General features: G+C 72.2%; 17 protein-coding genes, 2 tRNA genes and 1 pseudogene. 10 read left to right on the forward strand and 10 right to left on the reverse strand.

Features of this window, described 5'->3' with window-relative positions:
• Window positions 1-22 precede the first annotated feature (22 nt).
• Window positions 23-1,444, reverse strand: a complete 1,422-nt coding sequence (tig, locus tag IF47_RS0107265; protein ID WP_031507484.1) for a trigger factor — start codon at window positions 1,442-1,444, stop codon at window positions 23-25.
• 97 nt (window positions 1,445-1,541) lie between these two features.
• Window positions 1,542-1,618, reverse strand: a tRNA-Pro gene (locus IF47_RS0107270).
• 102 nt (window positions 1,619-1,720) lie between these two features.
• Between IF47_RS0107270 and IF47_RS0107275 the strand changes: the two genes are divergently transcribed.
• Window positions 1,721-1,794 (forward strand) — tRNA-Gly (locus IF47_RS0107275).
• A 44-nt stretch (window positions 1,795-1,838) separates the two neighbouring features.
• On the opposite strand, the gene IF47_RS0107280 is transcribed toward IF47_RS0107275, so the two are convergent.
• Entirely contained in the window at window positions 1,839-2,033 is a 195-nt protein-coding gene (locus tag IF47_RS0107280; RefSeq protein ID WP_051717178.1) for a hypothetical protein, read from the reverse strand.
• 561 nt (window positions 2,034-2,594) lie between these two features.
• Here IF47_RS0107280 and IF47_RS0107285 point away from each other — a divergent pair.
• Window positions 2,595-3,836 (forward strand): acyltransferase family protein, encoded by a 1,242-nt coding sequence (locus IF47_RS0107285; RefSeq protein ID WP_078591621.1) that lies wholly within the window; start codon window positions 2,595-2,597, stop codon window positions 3,834-3,836.
• Window positions 3,837-3,858: 22 nt separating this feature from the next.
• Here IF47_RS0107285 and IF47_RS0107290 read toward each other — a convergent pair whose 3' ends face one another.
• Window positions 3,859-4,593 carry an endonuclease V gene (locus IF47_RS0107290; protein WP_031507487.1) on the reverse strand — a complete coding sequence of 245 codons (735 nt, stop codon included), beginning with the start codon at window positions 4,591-4,593 and terminating at the stop codon, window positions 3,859-3,861.
• 47 nt (window positions 4,594-4,640) lie between these two features.
• Window positions 4,641-5,795 (reverse strand): PP2C family protein-serine/threonine phosphatase, encoded by a 1,155-nt coding sequence (locus tag IF47_RS0107295; RefSeq protein ID WP_031507488.1) that lies wholly within the window; start codon window positions 5,793-5,795, stop codon window positions 4,641-4,643.
• Between the two features lie 113 nt (window positions 5,796-5,908).
• On the opposite strand from IF47_RS0107295, the pseudogene IF47_RS27565 reads away from it, so the two are divergent.
• Window positions 5,909-7,131, forward strand: a pseudogene (locus IF47_RS27565) (GNAT family N-acetyltransferase).
• 23 nt (window positions 7,132-7,154) lie between these two features.
• Here the strand turns inward: IF47_RS27565 and IF47_RS0107305 are convergent.
• Genes IF47_RS0107305 through IF47_RS0107315 form a run of 3 tightly spaced genes read right to left on the reverse strand, consistent with a single transcriptional unit; the run spans window position 7,155 to window position 9,136 of the window.
• Window positions 7,155-7,982, reverse strand: a complete 828-nt coding sequence (locus IF47_RS0107305) for an Fpg/Nei family DNA glycosylase (RefSeq protein WP_031507489.1) — start codon at window positions 7,980-7,982, stop codon at window positions 7,155-7,157.
• A 42-nt stretch (window positions 7,983-8,024) separates the two neighbouring features.
• On the reverse strand, window positions 8,025-8,513 hold the full coding sequence (locus IF47_RS0107310) for a ribose-5-phosphate isomerase (RefSeq protein WP_031507490.1): 489 nt from the start codon (window positions 8,511-8,513) through the stop codon (window positions 8,025-8,027).
• A gap of 14 nt (window positions 8,514-8,527) precedes the next feature.
• Window positions 8,528-9,136 carry a biotin transporter BioY gene (locus tag IF47_RS0107315; RefSeq protein WP_031507491.1) on the reverse strand — a complete coding sequence of 203 codons (609 nt, stop codon included), beginning with the start codon at window positions 9,134-9,136 and terminating at the stop codon, window positions 8,528-8,530.
• Between the two features lie 322 nt (window positions 9,137-9,458).
• Between IF47_RS0107315 and IF47_RS0107320 the strand changes: the two genes are divergently transcribed.
• A complete protein-coding gene (locus IF47_RS0107320) occupies window positions 9,459-10,871 on the forward strand; it encodes an amino acid permease (protein ID WP_031507492.1) in 1,413 nt (470 codons plus the stop codon).
• 306 nt (window positions 10,872-11,177) lie between these two features.
• Here IF47_RS0107320 and IF47_RS0107325 read toward each other — a convergent pair whose 3' ends face one another.
• On the reverse strand, window positions 11,178-11,828 hold the full coding sequence (locus IF47_RS0107325; protein WP_031507493.1) for a mycothiol-dependent nitroreductase Rv2466c family protein: 651 nt from the start codon (window positions 11,826-11,828) through the stop codon (window positions 11,178-11,180).
• A gap of 265 nt (window positions 11,829-12,093) precedes the next feature.
• Here IF47_RS0107325 and pepN (IF47_RS0107330) point away from each other — a divergent pair, with 265 nt between their 5' ends.
• A complete protein-coding gene (gene pepN / locus IF47_RS0107330; RefSeq protein ID WP_031507494.1) occupies window positions 12,094-14,697 on the forward strand; it encodes an aminopeptidase N in 2,604 nt (867 codons plus the stop codon).
• 278 nt (window positions 14,698-14,975) lie between these two features.
• The gene (locus IF47_RS0107335; protein WP_031507495.1) at window positions 14,976-16,025 is read left to right on the forward strand and encodes a hypothetical protein; all 1,050 of its coding nucleotides are present in this window, start codon (window positions 14,976-14,978) and stop codon (window positions 16,023-16,025) included.
• 183 nt (window positions 16,026-16,208) lie between these two features.
• Here the strand turns inward: IF47_RS0107335 and pepN (IF47_RS0107340) are convergent, their stop codons facing one another.
• A complete protein-coding gene (pepN, locus tag IF47_RS0107340; RefSeq protein ID WP_031507496.1) occupies window positions 16,209-18,785 on the reverse strand; it encodes an aminopeptidase N in 2,577 nt (858 codons plus the stop codon).
• A 263-nt stretch (window positions 18,786-19,048) separates the two neighbouring features.
• Here pepN (IF47_RS0107340) and IF47_RS0107345 point away from each other — a divergent pair, with 263 nt between their 5' ends.
• The 4 genes from IF47_RS0107345 to IF47_RS0107360 all read left to right on the forward strand — a co-directional run bounded on the left by IF47_RS0107345 (window position 19,049) and on the right by IF47_RS0107360 (window position 22,801).
• On the forward strand, window positions 19,049-19,789 hold the full coding sequence (locus tag IF47_RS0107345; protein WP_031507497.1) for a Clp protease N-terminal domain-containing protein: 741 nt from the start codon (window positions 19,049-19,051) through the stop codon (window positions 19,787-19,789).
• 223 nt (window positions 19,790-20,012) lie between these two features.
• Window positions 20,013-21,707 (forward strand): TIGR03767 family metallophosphoesterase, encoded by a 1,695-nt coding sequence (locus IF47_RS0107350; protein WP_031507498.1) that lies wholly within the window; start codon window positions 20,013-20,015, stop codon window positions 21,705-21,707.
• 231 nt (window positions 21,708-21,938) lie between these two features.
• On the forward strand, window positions 21,939-22,109 hold the full coding sequence (locus IF47_RS31420; RefSeq protein ID WP_157839926.1) for a hypothetical protein: 171 nt from the start codon (window positions 21,939-21,941) through the stop codon (window positions 22,107-22,109).
• Complete coding sequence (locus IF47_RS0107360) at window positions 22,106-22,801, forward strand: DsbA family oxidoreductase (protein WP_245641029.1); 696 nt, start codon at window positions 22,106-22,108, stop codon at window positions 22,799-22,801. The genes IF47_RS31420 and IF47_RS0107360 overlap by 4 nt, the downstream gene beginning before the upstream one ends.
• Window positions 22,802-22,856: the final 55 nt, after the last annotated feature.

Consider the following 22,856-nt stretch of genomic DNA (forward strand, 5'->3'; position numbering starts at 1 on the left):
GGCGGGCGGGGTGCCCCGGGGCTCAGCCCTCGGACTTCTCCTCGCCCTGCGCCTTCTCCTCGGACTCCTTGGCGGGCTCCTCGGTGGACTCGGCGGAGGCCTCGACGGTCTCGCCGCCCTCGGCCTCGTCCTCCTCGTCCTCCAGGTTGACGACCTCGCCGTTGCTGTCGGTGACCTTGGCGGCGTCGACGACGAGCGCGAGGGCCTTGCCGCGGGCGACCTCGCCGACGAGCATCGGCACCTGACCGCCCTCGACGATGGCCTGGGCGAACTGGTCCGGGCTCATGCCGGAGGACTGGGCACGGCGCACGAGGTGCTCGGTGAGCTCCTCCTGGTTGACGTTCAGCTTCTCCTTGTTGACGAGCTCGTCCAGGATGAACTGGGTCCGGATGCCCTTCTCGGCCTGCTCCTTGAGCTCGGCCTCGAACTCCTCCTCGGACTTGTCCTGCATCCGCAGGTAGGCCGCGAGGTCCATGCCCAGTTGCGGAAGCTGGTGGTTGACCAGGTTGTGCTTGCGGGTGTTGATCTCGTCCTGGAGGAGCTTCTCCGGGATCGGGACCTCGACCAGGGAGATCAGCGCGTCGAGCACCTTCTCCTGGGCCTGGGTGGCCTGGTCGTACTTCTTCATCTGCTCCAGGCGCTTGCGGGTGTCGGCCCGCAGCTCCTCGATGGTGTCGAACTCGCTGGCCATCTGGGCGAAGTCGTCGTCCAGCTCGGGGAGTTCGCGGGCGGAGACGGAGGTGACGTCCACCTTCACCTCGGCCTCGCGACCGGCGGCGGAGCCGCCCTTGAGCTCGGAGGTGAAGGTCGCGGAGCCGCCGGCCTCCAGGCCGGTGACGGCCTCGTCGATGCCGTCCAGCAGCTCACCGGAGCCGATGACGTAGTCGATGCCCTTGGCGACGCCGTCCTCCAGGACCTCGCCGTCGACCTTGGCCTCCAGGTCGACCTTGACGACGTCGCCCTCGGCGGCGGCGCGCTCGACGACGGTGGTGGAGGCGAAGCGCTCCCGCAACTGCCGGACCGACTCCTCCACGTCCTCGTCGGTGACCTCGACGGCGTCGACGGTGACCTCGATGCCCGAGTAGTCCGGGATCTCGATCGTGGGACGGACGTCCACCTCGGCGGTGAAGGCGAGGAGCTCGTTGTCCTTCAGCTCGGTGATGTCGACCTCGGGCTGCCCCAACGGGTTGAGCTCGCCCTCGTTGACGGCCTCCTGGTAGAGCTTCGGGAGCGCGTCGTTGACCGCCTCCTCGAGGACCGCACCGCGGCCGAAGCGCTGGTCGATCACCCGGGCGGGGACCTTGCCCTTACGGAAGCCGGGCACCGTGACCTGCTGGTTGATCTTCTTGTACGCCGCGTCGAGGCTGGGCTTCAGCTCCTCGAAGGGCACCTCGACAGTGAGCCGAACCCGGGTGGGGTTCAAGGTCTCCACGGCGCTCTTCACGGTCGGTCTCCTTGGGGCTGACTGCTTGGGAACTTCTTACTTCTCGAGGCGCCCCGTACGCAGACACGACACAGGCAGGCGCGTCTTTCATAGTACGTGGTCGGGGTGGCCGGATTCGAACCGACGACCTTCCGCTCCCAAAGCGGACGCGCTACCAAGCTGCGCCACACCCCGTCCGTGCGACACGTAGCGTACATGCCGTACGATGCGGAGCGTGCCGCACGTGGTGCGCGACCGGGAGGCTATGATCTGCCTGTCCGTGATCCACGTGACTCCGCGGGCGTAGCTCAATGGTAGAGCCCCAGTCTTCCAAACTGGCTACGCGGGTTCGATTCCCGTCGCCCGCTCCACGGTGGACGGCCCGGCTCCTTCGGGAGCCGGGCCGTCGTCGTGTTCAGAAACTGATCTGGTTGATCGACTCGGCGAGCGAGTTGAGGAAGCGGTTTATCGCCGGGGCCATGCCGGTGGAGGCGAGGAAGAAACCGAAGAGGATCGCGACGAGCGCGGGCCCCGCCTTCAGGGAGCCACCGCGAATGAGGACGATCATGATGACCGCCAAGAGCAGCACCACTGACAGTGAAATGGCCACAACTGATCACACCCTCGGTCGCAACGCCTCTGCGCCGGCCGTGCCGGCCCGGGAACCCTCCGCCGCGTCCCCGCAGCGCACCATCGTGCCACCAACTACCGCGTGAATGGAGGCCGTCGGCGGATCGGCGGAGGTCGGGCGTGTCTCCGCGACGGGTCCGCGCGGCGCCGACGGAGCCGGGCGTCGGGGTGGCCGACCGCGACGGGGACGGCCCCGGACCGTGGCGGCCCGGAAGGGAAAACACCCGGTCGGTGCCGTCTACAGAGATCCTCCACCCGATCCCGTCACACTCTTCACCGATAACTCACCCCGGTGAATTCGATGACCCTGTGGCATGAATCACCCGGAAAACAAATCGCTCGAAAGACAACGCAGTCGTTGATGGACATGTACTGCCATAACGTATATCGACTGACAGGCAAAGTTCTCATCGCGGACAATTCATCCCCTTGGCCGTCCACGGCCGGATCTCCCCTCACCGACCTGGAATAATTCATCCATCGGGGGTAGGCGGATCATCGAAAATTTACCCGCGGACGGCTTTCCACTAAGGTGCGGCAGATGTTCCACGCTGGCTACGAGCGCTCCCCGCTTCCCCCGGCTCGACCCGACACAGGTGAACGGCCGGACGCCCCCGCTCCGGACACCCCGCCGGTCGGTCCGGGAGACAGAACCGGGAGACCTCCCCGGCCCGGCGGGTCGAAACAGCGGGACGCGTTCTTCGACAACGCCAAGTACCTGGCGATGGTCCTGGTCGTCGTGGGACACGCCTGGGGCCTGATGCTCTCCGACTCGCGGGCCGTGAACGCGGCCTACAACTTCGTGTACGCCTTCCACATGCCGGCGTTCATCGTCATCTCCGGCTACTTCTCCCGCAGCTTCGACATGCGCCCGGACCGGCTGCGGCGGCTGGTGACCGGCGTGGTCGTCCCGTACGTGGTCTTCGAGACCGCCTACACCCTGATCATCAAGCGCCGGGTGGAGGGCGAGCCCGACTACCCCATCAGCCTGCTCGACCCCTGGTACCTGACCTGGTTCCTGGTGGCGCTGTTCGTGTGGCGGCTGACGACCCCGCTGTGGAAGATCGTGCGCCGGCCGGTGCCGCTGGCCCTGGGGATCTCCCTCCTGGCTTCCGTCTCCCCCGACATCGGCGACGACCTGGACCTCCAGCGGGTGCTGCAGTTCCTGCCGTTCTTCGTCATCGGGCTCTGCCTCCGTCCCGAGCACTTCGAACTCGTGCGGCGGCGCGGGGCGCGGCTGCCGGCCGTCCTGGTCATGGCGGCGGCGTTGGTGTTCGCCTACTGGGCCGCGCCGAGGATGAACTTCGAGTGGTTCTACCACCGCGACAGCGGCCAGGAGCTGGGAGTGCCCTGGTGGGTGAGCATCCTGATGAACCTGGCGCTGTTCGGGTGCTCGCTGCTGCTGACCGCCTGCTTCTTCGCCCTGGTCCCCCGGCGCCACATGTGGTTCACCGCGCTGGGCGCCGGGACCCTGTACGGCTACCTGCTGCACGGCTTCCTCATCCGGTGGGCCCGGGCCGAGGAGGTCATGGACACCCACGCCTGGCTCACCGAGCCGCTGGGCATCGTCATGGTGACGGTCGTCGCCGCGGTCGTGGGCACGGTGCTGTGCACCGAGCCGGTGCGGCGGGTGTTCCGGGTCGTGATGGAGCCCAAGATGGCGTGGCTGTTCCGGACGGACGCCACCGAGGCCGCCCGCGAGCGCGCCGCCGCGGGAGGCGGCTCGGGAGGCGGCTCGGACGCCGGCGCCCCGGAGGCCAAGACGCCCGCCGCCTCCCGCTGACCGTCTGCGGGCCTTGGAGGGCCTACCGTTCCGCGGCGCCGTACGGTTTCCGCCGCCCGGCCCTGAGTTCTCTCAGGACCCTGCGGCCGAGGCCGTCGGCGCCGCGCGTCGTCTCCGGGAGACGGTGACGCGGCGCAAGGCGCAGGGTGTGGGCGCAGGCGTGGTCCAGGCCGATGCCGTGGCCGGCCGAGACGAACACCGGCTTGACGCCGGACCGGGTGCGCAGCGCCCGGCCCACCACTTCCGGCGGGTCCGTCCGCCGGTCCAGCAGCGGCGAGGAGTCGCCGCGCAGCGGCCCCGGCTCGACGTGGTCGAAGACGAAGGGGGACTTGGCGACCCCGAAGCACGGCAGTCCGGTGAGCACGCCCAGGTGCACCGCCAGTCCGGCGCGCCGGGGGTGGGCGTGGCCGTAGCCGTCGCAGACCACCAGCTCCGGCGGGGTGCGCAGCCTCTCCAGCACCGCCAGCACCCCGGGCAACTCGCGGAAGGCGAGCAGTCCGGGAACGTACGGGAAGCGGCTTCGGCCGGTGTGGACGGCTTCCTCCAGGACCTCCAGGGTGTCGGCGTCCAGCACCACGGCCGCCGCGACCAGCAGGTCGCTCTCCTCGTCGTAGGCGACGTCGACCCCGGCGATCCGACGCACCTCCCCCGGCGCCGGGCCCGGTCCGATCGGGTCCGCCGCCGCGCGGATCCGCTCCTGTTCGGCCACCGCCTCCGCCTCGGTGGCGGGCCACCGTCCGGCCGGCTCCGCTCCCACGGCCCCCTCCCCTCTCTCCCCGTCGACCCCGGTGTCGGTTCTCGGTGTCAGTCCCGGCGTATCAGCAGCAGGGCCCGGTCGTCGTTGACGTCGCGGGCGACGGCCTCGATCAGGTGCCACGCGGCCCCCTCGAAACCGGTGACGACGTAGCGGTCGGCCTCGCCCGTCAGTCTGTCGATGCCCTCCGACAGTTCGCGCTCGGCCGTCTCCACCAGCCCGTCCGTGAAGAGCATCAGCACGTCGCCGGGGCGCAGGCTGCCCTTGACCGCGTCGAACTGGGCGCCGTCGTAGACGCCCAGCAGGGGCCCCTCCCCGGCCTTCTCCTCCCAGCGACCGCTGCCCGCGTGGAGTTGGAGGGCGGGGACGTGTCCGGCCGAGAACAGCTCGTAGTCGCCGCTGTCGAGGTCCAGGACGAGATGGACGGAGGTGGCGAAGCCCTCCTGCCAGTCCTGGCGCAGCAGGTAGGCGTTGGCGGCCGGGAGGAAGGCGTGCGGGGGCAGGGAGCCCAGCAGCCCGCCGAACGCCCCGGACAGCAGCAGCGCGCGGGAGCCGGCGTCCATGCCCTTGCCGGAGACGTCGGTGAGGACGACCTCCAGGACGCGGCGGTCGGGTCCGCTGCGGGTCGCGACGACGAAGTCGCCGGAGAAGTACTGGCCGCCCGCCGGGCGCAGGGCCATCTCGCGGTGCCAGCCCTTGGGCAGCCTCGGCAGCTTGCTCTGGACGCGGATGCGCTCGCGCAGGTCGAAGAGCATGGTGCCGCCACGCCGCCAGGGCACGCCGACCCGGCTGCGGAACTGGGCTATCAGCAGCCCGGAGAGGCCCACCGAGCCGACCACCAGGATGGTGCCGGGCGTGACCCGTCCCGGCCCGGCGGTGTACGGGCCGAGCACCGTGGCCTCCACGATCAGCGCGCCGGCCGCGGTCGCGTAGAGGATCAACAGGTTGGCGGGACGCAGCAGCAGCCCTCCCGCGACGATCGGCAGCACCAGGCTCTCCGGCGCGAACCACAGGGGCTCGGCGAGCGTGGCGTAGGTGAGGGCGGGGACGGCCGCCATCAGCGCGACGAAGGCGATCCAGTCGGAGCCGTCGCCGCGGAAGTAGTCGACGGCGGACCGGCGCAGGGCGGTGCGGACCCGGTGCATGGCCTTGCGGGCCTTGGACCACCGGGTCGTTGGAGGGGCCTTGCCCGTACGACCTGCCATAACCCGGACCTTATCCACCCGTTCGGGGGCGCGTCGATTCCCGATTCGGGGGGAGGGAAACCCTGTTCGATATTCCGTCGCCCCCGCTGCGTTTGCTTGGTAGGGATGGCCTCATGACGAGCACGGATCTGCGAGTACTGCGCCGCGAGGACTGGGACGCCTGGTACGGCAACCTCGAACTGGCCTTCGGCGGGGTGGCCGAGGCGCCCGAGGAGAGGGCTCTGTGGCGCGATCTGACCGAGTTCGACCGGTCGCTCGCCGCCTGGGACGGCGATCGGATCGTCGGCACCGCCGGGGCGTTCTCCTTCGGCCTGTCGGTGCCGGGCGGCGCGATCGTGCCCGCGGCCGGGGTGACGATGGTGAGCGTGGCCGCGACGCACCGGCGGCGCGGCATCCTGCGCGCCATGATGCGGCGGCAGTTGGACGACGTGCGGGCGGCCGGGGAGCCGCTGGCGGTGCTGACCGCCTCCGAGCCGGCGATCTACGGGCGCTTCGGCTACGGGATCGCCGCCCGGCACCTGCGCGCGGAGATCGACACGGCCCGGGTGGGTCTGGAGGTGCCGCCGGGCACGGACGAGGTGCGGCTGCGGTACGCCGATCCCGTCGCGTCGCTCGGGGAGTGCGAGGCGCTGTACGCCGTCCGGGTGCCCTCCCGGCCCGGCATGGTGGAGCGGCTTCCTGGCTGGGGGTGCTGGACCCGGAGAGCGAGCGGCACGGTGCCTCGCCGCTGCGCTGCGTCCTGGCCGAGGTCGACGGCGAGCTGCGCGGTTACGCCCGCTACGCCGTCAGGCCGGAGTGGGACGCGTCCGGTGCGAAGGGCACGGTGGTGGTGCGCGACCTGGAGGCGCTGGACCCGGCCGCGTACGCGGCGCTGTGGCGCTTCCTGTTCGAGACCGACCTGACCTCGACGGTGACGGCCCACTCCCGTCCGGTGGACGATCCGCTGCTCCACCTGGTCACCGACGTCCGGCGCTGCGGGGTCCGCGTCCGCGACTGGCTGTACCTGCGGCCGGTGGAGGTGGGCGCGGCGCTGGCGGCCCGCCGGTACGCGGCGCCGGTGGACGTGGTGCTGGAGGTGGAGGACGCCTTCTGTCCCTGGAACGCGGGGCGTTGGCGGTTGACGGGCGACACCTCGGGCGCCTCCTGCGTCCGCACCGACGACGCGCCCGAACTGGCGCTCGGCGCGAGGGAGTTGGGGGAGGCGTACCTGGGCGGGACGTCCCTGGCCGCGCAGGCGGGCGCCGGGCGGGTGCGGGAGCTGCGTCCGGGCGCGCTGACCGAGGCGTCGGCCGCGTTCGCCTGGCCCGTCGCGCCGTGGTTGCCGCACGGTTTCTGACGGTTCGGCAAGGCGGGCGCGGGTCAGGTCTTCTGGCAGGTGGGGCACCAGAACAGGTTGCGGCCGACGAGCGGGGCGGTGCGGATCTCGTCGCCGCAGACGTGGCAGGGCATGCCGGCGCGGCGGTAGACGTACACCTCGCCGCCGTGGTCGTCCACGCGCGGCGGGCGCCCCATGGCCTCGGGGGTGTGCTCGGGCCGTACGGTGTCGATGCGGTTGTGGCGCACGCCCTCGCGCATCAGCTCGACCAGGTCCGCCCAGACGGCCTCCCACTCGGCGCGGGTGAGGTCCCGGCCCGCCCGGTGGGGGTCGATGTGGTGCCGGAAGAGGACCTCGGCGCGGTAGACGTTGCCGACGCCCGCGACGACCTTCTGGTCCATCAGCAGCGCGGCGACGGTCGTGCGGCTGCGGGAGATCCGCGCCCAGGCCCGCTCCGGGTCGGCGTCGGCGCGCAGCGGGTCGGGGCCCAGGCGGTCCTCGACGGCCCGCTTGCCCTCCTCGGTGATCAGTTCGCAGGTGTTGGGCCCGCGCAGGTCGGCGTGGGCGTGGGGGGAGTCGACGGTCGCCAGTCGCAGCCTTATCTGCCCGACGGGGGCGGGAGGCGGCCCGTCGCCGTGGGAGAAGGCGCCGTACAGGCCGAGGTGGATGTGGATCCAGTCGCCTCCGGCCGGCCCCTCGAAGCCGAGGAAGAGGTGCTTGCCGTGGGCGTCGGCGCCGGTGAACGTCCGGCCGTCGACGAGGGCGGCTCCGCCGGTGAACCTGCCCTGCGGGCTGGACGCCCGCACGGGCCGGCCGCCGAACCTCCGGTCGAGGTCGGCGGCCAGCCGGTGGATGGTGTGGCCTTCGGGCACGGGTGGGTGCCTGTCTCCTGTGGGTTCGGTCCTGCCGCGGGTTCAGTCCTGCTGCGGGTGGTGGGCGGGGACGGGCGGCAGTTCGCCGGTCCGCTCGTAGTCCGCGAGCATGTCGATGCGGCGGACGTGCCGCTCGTCGCCGGTGAACGGGGTGGCGAGGAAGGTCTCCACGAACGAGACGGCCTCCTCGGTGGTGTGCATCCGGGCGCCGACGCTGATCACGTTGGCGTTGTTGTGCTCCCGGCCCAGCCGCGCCGTCTCCCGGCTCCAGGCGAGGGCCGCCCGCACGCCCTTCACCTTGTTGGCCGCGATGGCCTCGCCGTTGCCCGAGCCGCCGATCACGATGCCCAGGGAGCCTTCGTCGGCGGCCGTGCGCTCCGCGGCGCGCAGGCAGAAGGGCGGGTAGTCGTCCGCGGCGTCGTAGATGTGGGGGCCGCAGTCGACCGGTTCGTGCCCGGCCTCCTTCAGCCACTGGACGAGGTGGTTCTTCAGTTCGTAACCGGCATGGTCGGAGCCGAGGTACACGCGCATGGCAGGGAGTCTATTCACGCGTTCCGGCCGATCAGCTTCCAGGCCGTGGGAAGGGCTCCCATGGCCAGGGCCGCCTTGAGCGCGTCGCCGACCAGGAAGGGCACCAGGCCCGCGGCGACGGCCTGACCGATGGACATGCCTGTGGTCAGCGCCAGGTAGGGGACGCCGACGGCGTAGATGATCGCGGTGCCCACGGCCATGGTCCCGGCCGTGCGCAGCGCTCCGCGGTCACCGCCGCGGCGAGCCAGGGCGCCGACGGCGACGGCGGCCAGCAGCATGCCGAGGATGTAGCCGAAGGTGGGCACTCCGGCGCCGGAGGCGCCCTCGGCGAACCACGGCATTCCGGCCGCGCCCGCGGCGGCGTACAGGCCGAGGGAGGCGAGGGCGCGGCGGGCGCCCAGTCCGGCGCCGACCAGGAGGGCGGCGAAGGTCTGGCCGGTGACCGGGACGGGGGAGCCCGGCACGGGGACGGCGAGCTGCGCCGCCACACCGGTGAGCGCGGCGCCGCCGACGACCAGCGCCACGTCGCGCAGCCGGGCGCGGGCGGCGGTGGATGCGGGCAGGACGTCGGCGAGGACGCTGCCCGGGCGGACGATCGCGCTGTTCGCGGCGGATGTGCTCATCTCACGGCTCCGGTGTCGTAGGTGCTTCGGGGGACGACCCGACGTTAACCGACGTCAGCCCCGACTCCCCCGTGAGATTGGCGACAAAGGAGCCGGGCTCGGCTTGTGGGGTGCGGCCGTGCGGGGGCGGGACGGGGCGGACGCGGCGGGCCGCGCCGTGGTTCCGACGGGCCCACCGGGGTGTACGGAGGGTCACCGGGGTGTCCGTATGCCGGACAAGGAGCGTGCCTCTTGCCCTCGGGTGGGACCCGCCACCACACTGGCCCGATCCGGAACACGTTGTTCCGTATCCTCGACCCCTCCAGGACGGCACTCCATCCCCATGCCCGGAACACCCGATCTGAAGGCCGAGACCCCTCCCCCCGAGACTCCGGCCGGCTCCGAACGCTCCTCCCTCACCCACGGTCTGCGACAGCGGCATCTGTCGATGATCGCTCTCGGCGGCGTGATCGGCGCCGGCCTCTTCGTCGGTTCCGGTGCGGGCATCGCCGCCGCCGGCCCGTCGATCGTGCTGGCGTACGCGGCCTCCGGGCTGCTGGTGATGCTGGTGATGCGGATGCTCGGCGAGATGTCGGCCGCCCACCCCGCCTCCGGTTCCTTCTCCGTGCACGCCGAACGCGCGATCGGCCCCTGGGCCGGCTTCACCTCCGGGTGGATCTTCTGGACGCTGCTGTGCGTCGCCGTCGCCGCGGAGGCGTTGGGCGCCGCGGCGATCGTGACCAAGTGGTTCCCGGGCACGCCGGACTGGCTGTGGGTCGCCGTGTTCATGGCGGTTTTCTGCGGGACCAACCTGCTGTCGGTGCGGAACTTCGGCGAGTACGAGTTCTGGTTCGCCGCCCTGAAGGTCGCCGCGATCGTCCTCTTCCTCCTGCTGGGCGTCGCGGCCGTGCTCGGCCTGCTGCCCGGCACCGACTCCCCCGGCGCCGCCAACCTCGTCGGCGAGGGCGGCTTCTTCCCGGGCGGCGCGGAGGGTCTGGTGGCCGGTCTGTTGGCCTCCCTCTTCGCCTACGGCGGCCTGGAGACGGTGACCATCGCGGCGGCCGAGTCCCAGGACCCGGTGCGGGGCGTGGCGAAGGCCGTGCGCACGGCGATGTGGCGCATCGCCGTCTTCTACGTCGGTTCGATGCTGGTGATCGTCACGCTGATCCCCTGGCACGACGAGTCGGTGCTGTCCGGCCCGTACGCCGCCGTGCTGGACCACCTGGGCATCCCGGCCGCCGCGCAGATCATGAACGTCGTGGTGCTGGTCGCCCTGCTGTCGGCGATGAACGCCAACATCTACGGCGCCTCGCGCATGGCGTACTCCCTGATCCGCCGGGGCGAGGGCCCCGCCTTCCTGGGGAAGGTCTCCGACGGCGTGCCGCGCCGGGCGGTGCTGGCCTCCTCGGCCTTCGGGTTCTTCGCGGTGCTGCTGAGCTTCTGGTGGCCCGACACCGTGTTCACCTGGCTGCTGAACATGGTGGGCGCGGCCGTGCTGGTGGTCTGGAGCTTCATCGCGGTCTCCCAGTTGCGCACGCGCCGGAGGCTGGAGCGCGAGGCGCCGGAGAGGCTGGTGGTGCGGATGTGGCTGTTCCCCGCGCTGACCTGGGCGTCGTTGGCGGGGGTGGCCGTGGTGCTGCTGTTGATGCTCCGCCAGGACGACACCCGCGTCCAGCTCGCCTTCACCGCCGGGCTCACGCTGGCCCTGGCCGCCGTCGGCCTGCTCCGGCAGCGGATGGCGGCGCGCGCCCGGTAGCCCGGCCGGATTCCATCGGCCGGAGTGCACGCCTTGTTGCCGGAGATTGCTTGTTGCGCATAGCGTGCAACAAGGTTCGTCGCCCGCCGGCCGTGTGCCGTCCCCGCCCCCGTCGTGGGACGTCCGCCGTGGACGTGATCGTCTTCTCACCGTCACCGCCGCGAAGGACCCGCGAAGAACACGGCCCCGGCGCCGGACGGAGAAGGGCACGGCCCCGCGCCGCCTCGGTGCGCGGGGCCGTGCCCGTCCCTCGGGCCGGGCCGGGAGGACCGGCTCGGCCGTTCTCAGTCGTCGCTCGACCGTCGCTCAGTCGTCGAACCGCGGTTCCTCGGTGCGGGTCCGCTTCAGCTCGTAGAAGCCCGGAGTGGAGGCCACCAGCAGCGTGCCGTCCCACAGTTGGGCCGCGGCCTCGCCCTTGGGGGCCGGGGTGACGACGGGACCGAAGAAGGCGACCTGCTTCCCGTCCGCGCCCGGCACGGCGATCACCGGGGTGCCGACGTCCTCGCCGACCAGGGTGATGCCCTCCTCGTGCGAGGCCCGCAGCCGCTCGTCGTACACGTCCGTGTCCGCCGCGTCCGCCAGCTCCTCCGGGAGGCCGACCTCCGCCAGGGCGTCGACGATCGTCTCGCGCTCGGCGGGACGCCCCTGGTTGTGGAAGCGGGTGCCGAGGGCGGTGTAGAGCGGGCCGAGCACCTCGGTGCCGTGCTTCTGCTCCGCCGCGATCAGCACGCGCACCGGGCCCCAGGCGGTCCGCAGCAACTCGACGTACTCCGGCGGCAGTTCGTCGAGCCGATTCTCGTTGAGCACGGCCAGGCTCATCACGTGCCAGCGCACGTCGACGGGCCGGACCTTCTCCACCTCCAGCATCCACCGGGAGGTCATCCAGGCCCAGGGGCACAGGGGGTCGAACCAGAAGTCGGCCGGCGTTCTGGTCGCGTTCTCGGACGTCTGGGGCACGTGGTTCTCCTCGTCTCGCGGGGTCTCACGGGTTCACACGGGTTCACACGGGTTCACACGATCGGCGGTGGTCGCCCGCGGACGTCGGCGGCAGGAGGCGGACGACCGCGGGACACGCTCCCGGGAGAACGTCGGGGACGGCCCGCCGCATTCCCGGCCGCGGCGCCGGCCACGCCGTCCGGGGCACGGTCGAGCGCATGGTGGAGCACCTCACATGCGATCCTGGCTCTTCCGTGTTCGACATGTGAGACGAGGGAGTCACGACGTGCCCGGTGAGAACCTGACCCGCGACGAGGCCCGGGAACGTGCCCGGCTGCTGACCGTGGACGGGTACGAAGTCGCGCTCGATCTACGGTCCGCGATCGGGCCCCACACCGGGCACGGGCCGCGCACCTTCCGTTCCACCACCACGATCCGCTTCCGCTGCGCCGAGCCCGGCGCCTCCACCTTCGCCGACCTGCTCGCGCCCTCGGTCTCCTCGGTGACCCTCAACGGCCGCGAACTGGACGTCGGCGAGGTGTTCGACGGCACGCGCGTCGCCCTGGACGGCCTGGCCGCCGAGAACACGCTGATCGTGGACGCGCGGTGCGCGTACAGCCGCACCGGCGAGGGGATGCACCACTTCGTCGACCCCGAGGACGGCGAGACCTACCTCTACACCCAGTACGAGCCCGCCGACGCCCGACGGGTCTTCGCCAACTTCGAACAGCCCGACCTCAAGGCGCCCTTCACCTTCACCGTCACCGCCCCCGCCGACTGGACGGTGCTGAGCAACGGCGCGCGCGAAGGGGAGCCGGAGCCGATCGGCGACGGCGCGGCCGTGTGGCGGTTCGCGACGACCAAGCCCATCTCGACGTACATCACCACCGTTCTCGCCGGCCCGTACCACCACGTCACCGACGTCTACCGGCGTGCCCTGCCGGACGGGAGCGAACTGGTGATCCCGCTGGGCGCGCTGTGCCGCAAGGGCTTGGCCCGCCACTTCGACGCCGAGGACGTCTTCACCGTCACCAAGCAGGGCCTGGACTTCTTCCACGACCACTTCGACTACCCGTACCCGTTCGGCAAGTACGACCAGGCGTTCGTGCCGGAGTACAACCTCGGCGCGATGGAGAACCCGGGGTGCGTGACCTTCCGCGAGGAGTTCGTCTTCCGCGGCAAGGTGACCGGCGCCGCCTACGAGAACCGGGCCAACGTCATCCTCCACGAGATGGCGCACATGTGGTTCGGCGACCTGGTCACCATGGAGTGGTGGGACGACCTGTGGCTCAAGGAGTCCTTCGCCGACTTCATGGGCACCTTCTCCATGGTCGAGGCCACCCGGTTCGCCGATGGCTGGATCACCTTCGCCAACCGCCGCAAGGCGTGGGCGTACCGCGCCGACCAGCTCCCCTCCACGCACCCGATCACCGCCGACATCCGGGACCTGGAGGACGCCAAACTCAACTTCGACGGCATCACCTACGCCAAGGGCGCCTCCGTCCTCAAACAGCTCGTCGCCTATGTGGGGCGGGACGCCTTCCTGGAGGGCGCGCGCCGGTACTTCAAGCGCCACGAGTGGGGCAACACCCGGCTCGAACACCTGTTGGCGGTCCTGGAGGAGACCTCCGGACGCGACATGTCCGCCTGGGCGCGGGCGTGGCTCCAGACGGCGGGCGTCAACTCCCTGACGCCGCGCGTCGCCTACGGTTCCTCGGGCCGCATCACCGAGTTGGCCGTCGTCCAGGAGGCGCCCGAGGAGCACCCGACGCTGCGCCCCCACCGGGTGGCGGTCGGCCTGTACCGGCGGCAGAGCGCGGGCGGTCCGCTGGAGCGCTACGCCCGCGCGGAGGTGGACGTCACCGGTGCGCGGACGGTCGTGGAGGAGCTGACCGGGGCCGAGCGGCCGGAGCTGATCCTCGTCAACGACGACGACCTGACGTTCTGCAAGGTCCGCTTCGACGAGGCGTCCCTGGACACCCTCCGCGAGCACCTGGGCTCGATCACCGACCCCCTGACGCGGGCCCTGTGCTGGTCGGCGCTGTGGGACCTCACCCGCGACGCGCTGCTGCCCGCCCGCGACTTCCTCGACCTGCTGCTGCGCTTCGGCGGCCAGGAGAGCGACATCGGCGTGGTGCAGATGCTGCACGCCTGGGCGCGCACGGCCCTGGTCCACTACGTCGCGCCCGACGCGCGCGAGGAGTGCGGTCGCGCCCTCGCCCGCGGCGCGCTGCGGCATCTGCGGCAGGCCGAGCCGGGCAGCGACCACCAGCTCGCCTGGGCACGGTTCTTCGCGGCCGTCGCACACGACGAGCCCGACCTGCGCCTGCTGGACACGCTGCTGGAGGGGACCGGCCGGATCGACGGGCTGGAGGTCGACCAGGAGCTGCGCTGGACGCTCCTGGAGCCCCTGGCCGCCCACGGTGTCGCCGACGAGGCGCGGCTGGCGGCCGAACTGGCCCGCGACGACACCGCCTCCGGCAAGCGGCACCAGGTGCGCTGCCTGGCCTCGCGGCCGGACCCCGAGGTCAAGGCGCGGGCGTGGACGGACGTGGTGGACTCCGACCGGCTCTCCAACGCGCTGGTGGAGGCGACCATCTCCGGCTTCGACCAGCCGAGGCAGCGGGAACTCCTGGCGCCCTACGCGCGACGGTACTTCGAGGCGATCGAGCGGGTCTGGGCCGAGCGGTCCATCGAGATCGGCATGGCGATCGTCCGCGGCCTGTACCCCGCCCTCCAGGACAGCCGGACCGTGCTGGAGCTGACGGACGCCTGGCTGGAGAGCCACCGGGACGCGCCCCCGGCGCTGCGGCGGCTGGTGCTGGAGGCCCGCGACGACACGGCGCGGGCCCTGCGGGCGCAGCGGTGCGACGCGGCGGCGGGCGCCTGATCCGTCCACCGGCCCCGCTCGGGGCCGAACCGAGCGCCCGCCCGGCACAACCCGGCACGCCCCGGCACGCCGGAGCGTGCCGGGCGGGCGCACGGAGGACGGTGACAGACGGTGACACGGCCTGTTCCGTCACCGGTCTCCGCCCCGTCTCCGACGTGTGAGCCGTCCGCTCCCGATCGGCACTCGAACGCCCACGCTTGAGGACAGGCTTGTCCGGATTCGTCGACAGCCGCGTAACAGAGGTTGGCCGGCGGAACGGGGACGGGAATCGCGGGGACATGAACAACGCCCCGCTCTCCCCCCGTCCCGTCCGTCCCCTGCCGCACGTGGAGCGTCGGGTGGTGACGGCCCGTACCCTGCGCGAGCAGGGCGTCTCCGCCGCCACCGCCGACGAGCGCTGCCGGCCGGGCGGCCCCTGGCAGATGCCGCTGCCCGGCGTCTACCTGCTCCATCCGGGTCCGCCGACCAGCGAGGAGCGGCTGCGCGCGGTGCTGCTGTACGCGAGCAGGGAGCGCTTCCCCGCCCAGACGGGCGCTCCGTGCGCCGCCTCCTTCGTCCCCCCGGCCGTCGAGGAGCCCGAGGCGATGATCACCGGGCCGGCCGCGCTCGCCCTGTACGGCTTCTCCTCCACTCCCCCGCTGCTCTCCCTGGAGCACGTCGACATCCTGGTCCCCCGCACCCGGCGGCTGCGCTCCATCGGGTGCGCGCGGGTGGTGCGCACCCGGTCCCTGCCGCGTCCCCGGCAGGTCACCGGCCTGCCCGTGGCCCCCGTGGAGCGCGCCCTGGCCGATGCCGTCGGCCGTCCGGACGGCGCCACGGCGGTGCGCCCGTTGCTGACGGAGGCGGTGCGCGAGGGGCACTGCGAGGCCCCGGCCCTCGTCCGCGAACTGTCCCGTGCCCGGCTGCTGAGCCGGCCCCACGTCGCGGAGGCCGTGGACGCCGTGCTGGCCGAGAGCCGGGCGGTGGCCGAGAGCCTGCTGTACGGTCTGGTCCGCTCCCACGGCCTGCCCGAGCCCTGCTGGAACGTCGATCTGCGACTGCCCGACGGCCCCCACCTGGGCGGTGTGGACGCCTACTGGCCCGAGCAGGCCGTCGCCGTGGAGCTCGACACCCGCTCCTGCCACGGGACGGCCGTCGAGGGCGGCGCGACGTGGTCCCGGTACGCCCGCAAGCGGGAGGCCCTGGAGCGCCTGGGGATCTCCGTCCTCCACATCACCCCGGCGAAGCTCCGCGACCATCCCTGGCAGCAGGCCGCCGTGGTCCGCACCGCCCTGATGACCGCGCCGGAGCGCGAGCCGACGGCGTATGTGACGGTCCTGCCCCGGTGACGCCTCTCCCTGGGGCCGGCGGGCGGGCCCGACGGTCGGCGGGTTCCGGCGGGGGGTTCGACGGGGGGTTCGACGGGGTTCGGCGGGGGCTTCGGCGGTGGGCTTCACAGGGCAGGGGCCGGAACGCCGTCGGGCCGCGCCCCCGTGCGGGGAGCGCGGCCCGACGAAGCGGGTCGGCGGCTCTCAGACCGCCGCGGCGGCGTCCGCCTCCTGTGCCTTCAGGGCGCGCTCGATGCCCGCGCGGGACTCGACGACCAGGCGGCGCAGGGCAGCGCTGGGCTCGGCCGACTCCAGCCAGGCGTCCGTGGCCCGCAGGGTCTCCTCGGTGACCTGGACCGCCGGGTAGAGACCGATCGCGATCTGCTGCGCCATCTCGTGGCTGCGCGACTCCCACACGCCCTTGAGCGCGTCGAAGTACTTGGCGGTGTACGGGGCGAGCAGCTCCCGCTGGTCGGTCTGGACGAAGCCGCCGATGACGGCCTCCTGCATCGCGTTGGGCAGCTTGTCGGACTCCACGACCGACGCCCACGCCTCCGCCTTGGCCTCCGCCGTCGGCCGGGCCGCCCGCGCCGACACCGCGTGCCGCTCGCCCGCCGACGTCCGGTCGCGCTCCAGCTCGGCCTCGATGGCGGCCTCGTCGGCGCGTCCGGTGGCCGCCAGCCGGTGGAGCAGGGCCCAGCGCAGCTCGGTGTCGACGGTCAGGCCCTCGATCTTCTCGCCGCCGTCCAGCAGCCCGGCGAGCAGGTCGAGCTGCTCGTCGGTGCGGGCGGTGGCGGCCAGGGCCCGCGCCCAGGCGAGCTGGTGGTCGCTGCCCGGCTCGGCGGCGCGCAGCTTCTCCACGGTGGCCTCGGACCAGCGCAGCAGGCCGGTCTCGCGCCAGCTCGGCGCGGCGTACAGCTCCAGGGCGAGCTTGACCTGCCGCTGGAGGGACTGGACGACGCCGATGTCCGTCTCCTTGTCGATGCCGGAGAGCACCAGCTCCAGGTAGTCGCGGGTGGCCATCTCCCCGTCGCGGGTCATGTCCCAGGCCGAGGCCCAGCACAGGGCGCGCGGCAGCGACTCGGCGAAGTCGCCCAGGTGCCGGGTGACGGTGGCCAGCGACTCGGCGTCGAGCCGGACCTTGGCGTAGGACAGGTCGTCGTCGTTGAGCAGGATCACGTCCGGGCGGAGGGTGCCGACCAGCTCGGGCACCTCCGTCCGCTCGCCGTCCACGTCCAGCTCGACGCGGCCGGTGCGCACCAGCTTGCCGCCGTCGAGCTCGTAGGAGCCGATGGCGATGCGGTGGGGGCGCAGGACGGGCTCGCCCTTGGCGCCGGCGGGCAGTGCCGGGGCCTCCTGGAGCACCGCGAAGGAGGTGATCGTCCCGTCGTCGTCGGTGGTGATCTCCGGGCGCAGCACGTTGATGCCCGCGGTCTCCAGCCACGCCTTGGACCAGGCCTTCAAGTCCCGGCCGGAGGTCTCCTCCAACGCGGTGAGCAGGTCGGTCAGGCGGGTGTTGCCCCAGGCGTGGCGCTTGAAGTACGTCCGCACGCCGCGGAAGAACGCGTCCTCGCCGACGTAGGCGACGAGCTGCTTGAGGACGGAGGCGCCCTTGGCGTAGGTGATGCCGTCGAAGTTGACCAGGACGTCGTCGAGGTCCTTGATGTCCGCCATGATCGGGTGCGTGGAGGGGAGCTGGTCCTGGCGGTAGGCCCAGGTCTTCATGGAGTTGGCGAAGGTGGTCCACGCGTGCGGCCAGCGGCTGCCGGGTGCGGCGGCCTGGCAGGCGATGGAGGTGTAGGTGGCGAACGACTCGTTCAGCCACAGGTCGTTCCACCACTCCATGGTGACCAGGTCGCCGAACCACATGTGGGCCAGCTCGTGGAGGATCGTCTCGGCCCGCGTCTCGTAGGCGGCGTCCGTCACCTTGGAGCGGAAGACGTACTGGTCGCGGATGGTCACCGCGCCCGCGTTCTCCATCGCGCCCGCGTTGAACTCCGGGACGAAGAGCTGGTCGTACTTGGCGAAGGGGTAGGGGATGCCGAACTTCTCCTCGAACCAGTCGAAGCCCTGCCGGGTGACCTCGAAGATCGCCTCCGCGTCGAGGTGCTCGGCCAGGGAGGGTCGGCAGTAGACGCCCAGCGGCACGGTGCGGCCGTCGCCCTTGCCGCTCTCCCAGACGCTGTGGACGCCGTGGTACGGGCCGGCGATCAGCGCGGTGATGTAGGTGGAGATCCGCGGCGTCGGTTCGAACCGCCAGATGTTGTCCCGCGGTTCGGGGGTGGGCGAGTTGGAGATCACCGTCCAGCCCTCGGGGGCGGTGACGGTGAAGGCGAAGGTCGCCTTGAGGTCGGGCTGCTCGAAGGCGGCGAAGACCCGGCGGGCGTCGGGCACCTCGAACTGCGTGTAGAGGTACGCCTGTTGGTCCACCGGGTCGACGAAGCGGTGAAGGCCCTCACCGGTGTTGGTGTAGGCGCAGTCGGCGACGACCTTCAACTCGTTCCGTCCGGCGACGAGACCGGGCAGGGCGATGCGGGAGTCGGCGAAGACCTCGGCCGGGTCGAGGGAGGTTCCGTTGAGGACGACCTCGTGCACGGTGGGGGCCACCAGATCGATGAAGCTCTCTCCGGCCTCGCGGGCGTCGAAGCGCACCGTGGTGACCGAGCGGAACGTGCCGCCCTCCTGCGCTCCGGAGAGGTCCAGCTCGATGTCGTACGCGTCCACCTCGAGCAGACGGGCCCGCTCCCGCGCTTCCTCGCGCGTGAGGTTCGTACCAGGCACCTGCGTCATCTCCTTCTTCTCCGCTTGTGTCCGGCCATCCTCGCACGCCGGCTCTCGCGAACGTGACGACCTTTCCCACCGGCTCCCACCGGCTCCCACCGGCGCCCGGGACGCGCGGCGGTCGCGGCGGAGGAGGCCTTCGCCGCTCCGCGGGCGGTGGAGTACGGCCGCTTCCGCCACGAGGGGCGTGGGGACCGGGAGCCGCGGCGACCAATCGTCAACCTCGGGTTGACGGCCCCCATGCGTCAACCTAGGGTTGACGCATGGAGAATCCCGTGCGCATTCCCGACTCCGTCCGACTCGACGACCTGATCCAGGGGATCAAGAAGACCCACACCGACGTCCTCCAACAGCTCTCCACCGCGGTCCTCACCGCGGAGCACCTCGGCGAGGTGGCCGATCACCTCATCGGTCACTTCGTCGACCAGGCCCGGCGCTCGGGCGCCTCCTGGACCGACATCGGCCGCAGCATGGGCATCACCAAGCAGGCGGCGCAGAAGCGCTTCGTCCCCAAGGGCTCCGCGCCGGACCTCGATCCCTCCCAGGGGTTCGGCCGGTACACCGACCGGGCGAGGAAGGTCGTGGTGGTGGCGCAGGAGGAGGCTCGCGCGGCCGGCCACGCCGAGATCCGTCCCGAGCACCTGGCCCTGGGGCTGCTGAGCGAGCCCGAGGGGCTCGCCGCGAAGGCGATCGCGGCGCAGGGCGTCTCCCCGGACGCCGTCCGGCAGGCCCTCTCCGCCGCGCTGCCGCCCGCGTCCGGGGAGGTGCCCCGGCTCATCCCGTTCGACGCGGCGGCGAAGAAGGCCCTGGAGCTCACCTTCCGGGAGGCGCTGCGGCTGGGCCACAACCACGTCGGAACCGAGCACCTCCTGCTGGCGCTGCTGGAGCTCGAGAACGGCGAGGGGACGCTCAGCGGCCTCGGGCTCGACAAGGCCGCCGCCGAGACCCACATCGCCGACGCGCTCGCCGCCATCGCCGCGGCACACGACCAACAGGGCGAGTGACCGGCGCCACGTCCCCCCACGGCAGGTGAACGCGCGGTGAGCGGAAGCGCACCGCGCGGCGAGCGAGACATGGCGGTCGCGAACACGTGTGATCCATGAACGGAGTTCGGCGTCGGACGTTTCCGCACCGTTGCTCCGAACGTCACCGTGGCTGTCGACGATCCCGGTGGGCAGGGAGGTCCCCGCCCCGCGACTTCGCGTTCGCAACCGGGGAGATGTGCTCATGTCCGGTCACCGCCGATTCGCCCACCGGGCCCTCGACCGCCGCACCCTGCTCACCGCCGCCGGGGCGGCCGGGATCGCCACCGGGCTGGGGGTGGCCCGCGGCGGGGGCGGCGATCCGGCCGGCGCCGCCCCCGCCGCGGCCCCCACCCCCACCGGCGCCCCCTCCCCCACGCCCACGCCCACACCGGTGGCCCCCTCCCCGGCCGGGACCACGTTGGAGAGCGTGGCGACCCCGCGCGGCACGGGCGGCTACCGACGGCTGGGCGAGGGCCCCGGCTGGGGCCGGGTGGTGCGGCAGGACCTGGCCGCCGCGGGCGGGGGGCGCGAGGACCGGCGCACCGTCCTGGCGTCCTTCGTCCACCTCACCGACGCCCATGTGACGGACGTGCAGCACCCGGTGCGCTTCGAGTACCAGCGCGCCGGGAAGCCCGGCGCCTGGCGTCCGCACGAGGCGTTGACCGTCCACGGCCTGATCTCGCTGATCGAGCGGGTCAACTCGTTGCGCGGCGGCCCGGCCACCGGCGTGCCGCCGTCCTTCGTGATGACCACGGGGGACAACACGGACAACAACTGCCGCGCCGAACTGGAGTGGTTCCTCACCGCGATGAGCGGCGGTCGCATCACCCCCAACACCGGCGACCCGCGGCACTACGAGGGCGTGCAGAACTCCGGTCTGCCGCTGTACTGGCAACCGGAAGCCGCGCTGCGCGACCTGGACAAGCGGCACGGCTTCCCCCGTGCCGACGGCTTCCTCGACGCCGCCATCGCGCAGGTCGCCAGCCCCGGCCTGACCATCCCCTGGTACTCCACCGTCGGCAACCACGACGACCTCTACGGCGGCCACTACGCGAGCGACCCGTACTTCGCCGAACTGGCCGTGGGGGACCGGAAGCTGTACTCCCTGCCGGAGGCCGAGGCCGCCGCACTGCACAGGACGGTGCGGGAGGGCCGGGACACCCGGGGCGAGGACCTCAAGCGGTTGCTGCGCGCCCACGCCCGCGCGATGCGCACCGTCACGCCCGACCCGTCCCGCGCGCCCCTCACCTCCCGCGAGTACGCCGAGGCGCACCTGGACCCGGCGTACGCCGGTCCCGGCCCCGTCGGACACGGGTACACCCGGGAGTCCGTCGCCCAGGGGCGGCTGTACTACAGCTTCCGCATAGCCGAGAACGTCGTCGGGATCAGTCTGGACACCACCAACCCGAACGGCGACTACCGGGGCCACCTGACCGCGTCCCAACTCCGCTGGCTGGACCGCGAGCTGGCCCGCCACGCCGGCGACCACGTCCTCGTCTTCAGCCACCACTACAGCGCCTCCGTGCGGTCCGGCGGGGCCGAGCTGCTCGCGCTGCTGAAGCGGCACGGCAACGTGGTCGCGTGGATCAACGGGCACAGCCACCGCAACCGGATCACACCGCACGGCGGGTTCTGGGAGATCACCACGGCCTCGCACGTGGACTGGCCGCAACTGGCCCGGGTGATCGAGCTGGTGGACAACCGCGACGGGACGCTGTCGCTCTTCACCACCTGCGTCGAGTCGGCGGCCCCGTACGGCACCGACCTCGACGACCTCTCCCGCACCGGCCTGGCCTCGCTCTACCGCGAACTGGCCTTCAACGCCCCGGGCCGCAGCACGACCCTGACGGGCGAACCGGGCGACCGCAACACGGAACTGCTGCTGCCCCGACGCTGAGACACCGACGACCGCGCGGGCGGCATGGTCGGACGGACAGGACGGGACAGGTCGGGTGCGGCGCGGGACGGTGCCGGGGCAGCCATGCCGCCGGAGTGGTTCCACTCCACGACATACCACCAGGAATGGGACTTGTCCTCCCCGCTCGGGAATGCGGAGGGGAGTCGTCCGGGTTCGAGCGGATGGCGCACCGCGCGCCACGAGGCCGTACGACGATCGAGCGAGGTACCGATGAGCGTGTCCCAGCCGGAGGAAGCGGTGACTCCGCCGGAGGCGGAACGGAAGCCGGAGCCGGGGACGGGAACCGAAGGGACGGGAGCGGCGACGGAGGCGGCCTCCGGCATGGTCGTCCTCGGCTCCGCCGATGCCCCCGTCTGCACGGACGGGGTGTGCGCCCTGTGAGCGGGACGGTGAACGGGACGGCGAGCGCCACGAGCACGGTGCGGATCGAGATCTGGTCGGACGTCGTCTGTCCCTGGTGCTACATAGGCAAGCGGCGCCTGGAACGAGCCCTGGAGGACTTCGAGCACGCCGACGAGGTGGAGGTCACCTGGCACAGCTTCCAACTCGACCCGTCCTTCCCCAAGGGCGTGCGGCAGCCGGTGCCCGAGATGCTGGCCAAGAAGATCGGCGGCTCCCCCGAACAGGTTCGCGCCATGAACGCGCAGATCACCGAGGTGGCGGCGCGGGAGGGTCTGCTCTACGACCTGGAGCGCTCGGTCATGGTCAACACCGTCGACGCGCACCGGCTGACCCACCTCGCCAAGGAGCACGGTCTCGGCGACCGGGCCCACGAGCGGCTGCTGCGGGCCCAGTTGGTCGAGGCGCAGGTCCTCGACGACCCCGACACGCTCGTCCGCCTGGGTGTCGAGATCGGACTGGACGAGGACGAGACGCGCCGGGTGGTGACCGGTGACGCCTACGCGCGGGAGGTGGAGGCGGACATCCGCGAGGCCCGCGCGCTGGGTGTCGGCGGTGTGCCGTTCTTCGCGCTCAACCGTGTCTTCGCCATCTCCGGCGCCCAGCCCGCGGAGACGTTCCTGTCGGGGCTCCGCAAGGCCCGCGAACACGGGCTCGGCGCGACGACCTCCTGATACCGCACCGCCCCGGCAACCCGAAGGTGGCCGGGGCGGGTCCGGGCCGGGATCA

Origin of the sequence: Streptomyces megasporus (assembly GCF_000718985.1) — a bacterium.
In the GTDB taxonomy this organism is placed as follows: Bacteria; Actinomycetota; Actinomycetes; order Streptomycetales; family Streptomycetaceae; genus Streptomyces; species Streptomyces megasporus.

Bases quoted from the DNA above. Each gene is read 5' to 3' on its own strand.
- IF47_RS0107285 (WP_078591621.1), top strand. From the start codon at position 2,595: ATGTTCCACGCTGGCTACGAGCGCTCCCCGCTTCCCCCGGCTCGACCC.
- IF47_RS0107295 (WP_031507488.1), bottom strand. From the start codon at position 5,795: ATGGCAGGTCGTACGGGCAAGGCCCCTCCAACGACCCGGTGGTCCAAG.
- IF47_RS0107310 (WP_031507490.1), bottom strand. From the start codon at position 8,513: ATGCGCGTGTACCTCGGCTCCGACCATGCCGGTTACGAACTGAAGAAC.
- IF47_RS0107315 (WP_031507491.1), bottom strand. From the start codon at position 9,136: ATGAGCACATCCGCCGCGAACAGCGCGATCGTCCGCCCGGGCAGCGTC.
- IF47_RS0107320 (WP_031507492.1), top strand. From the start codon at position 9,459: ATGCCCGGAACACCCGATCTGAAGGCCGAGACCCCTCCCCCCGAGACT.
- IF47_RS0107335 (WP_031507495.1), top strand. From the start codon at position 14,976: ATGAACAACGCCCCGCTCTCCCCCCGTCCCGTCCGTCCCCTGCCGCAC.
- IF47_RS0107345 (WP_031507497.1), top strand. From the start codon at position 19,049: ATGGAGAATCCCGTGCGCATTCCCGACTCCGTCCGACTCGACGACCTG.
- IF47_RS0107350 (WP_031507498.1), top strand. From the start codon at position 20,013: ATGTCCGGTCACCGCCGATTCGCCCACCGGGCCCTCGACCGCCGCACC.
- IF47_RS31420 (WP_157839926.1), top strand. From the start codon at position 21,939: ATGAGCGTGTCCCAGCCGGAGGAAGCGGTGACTCCGCCGGAGGCGGAA.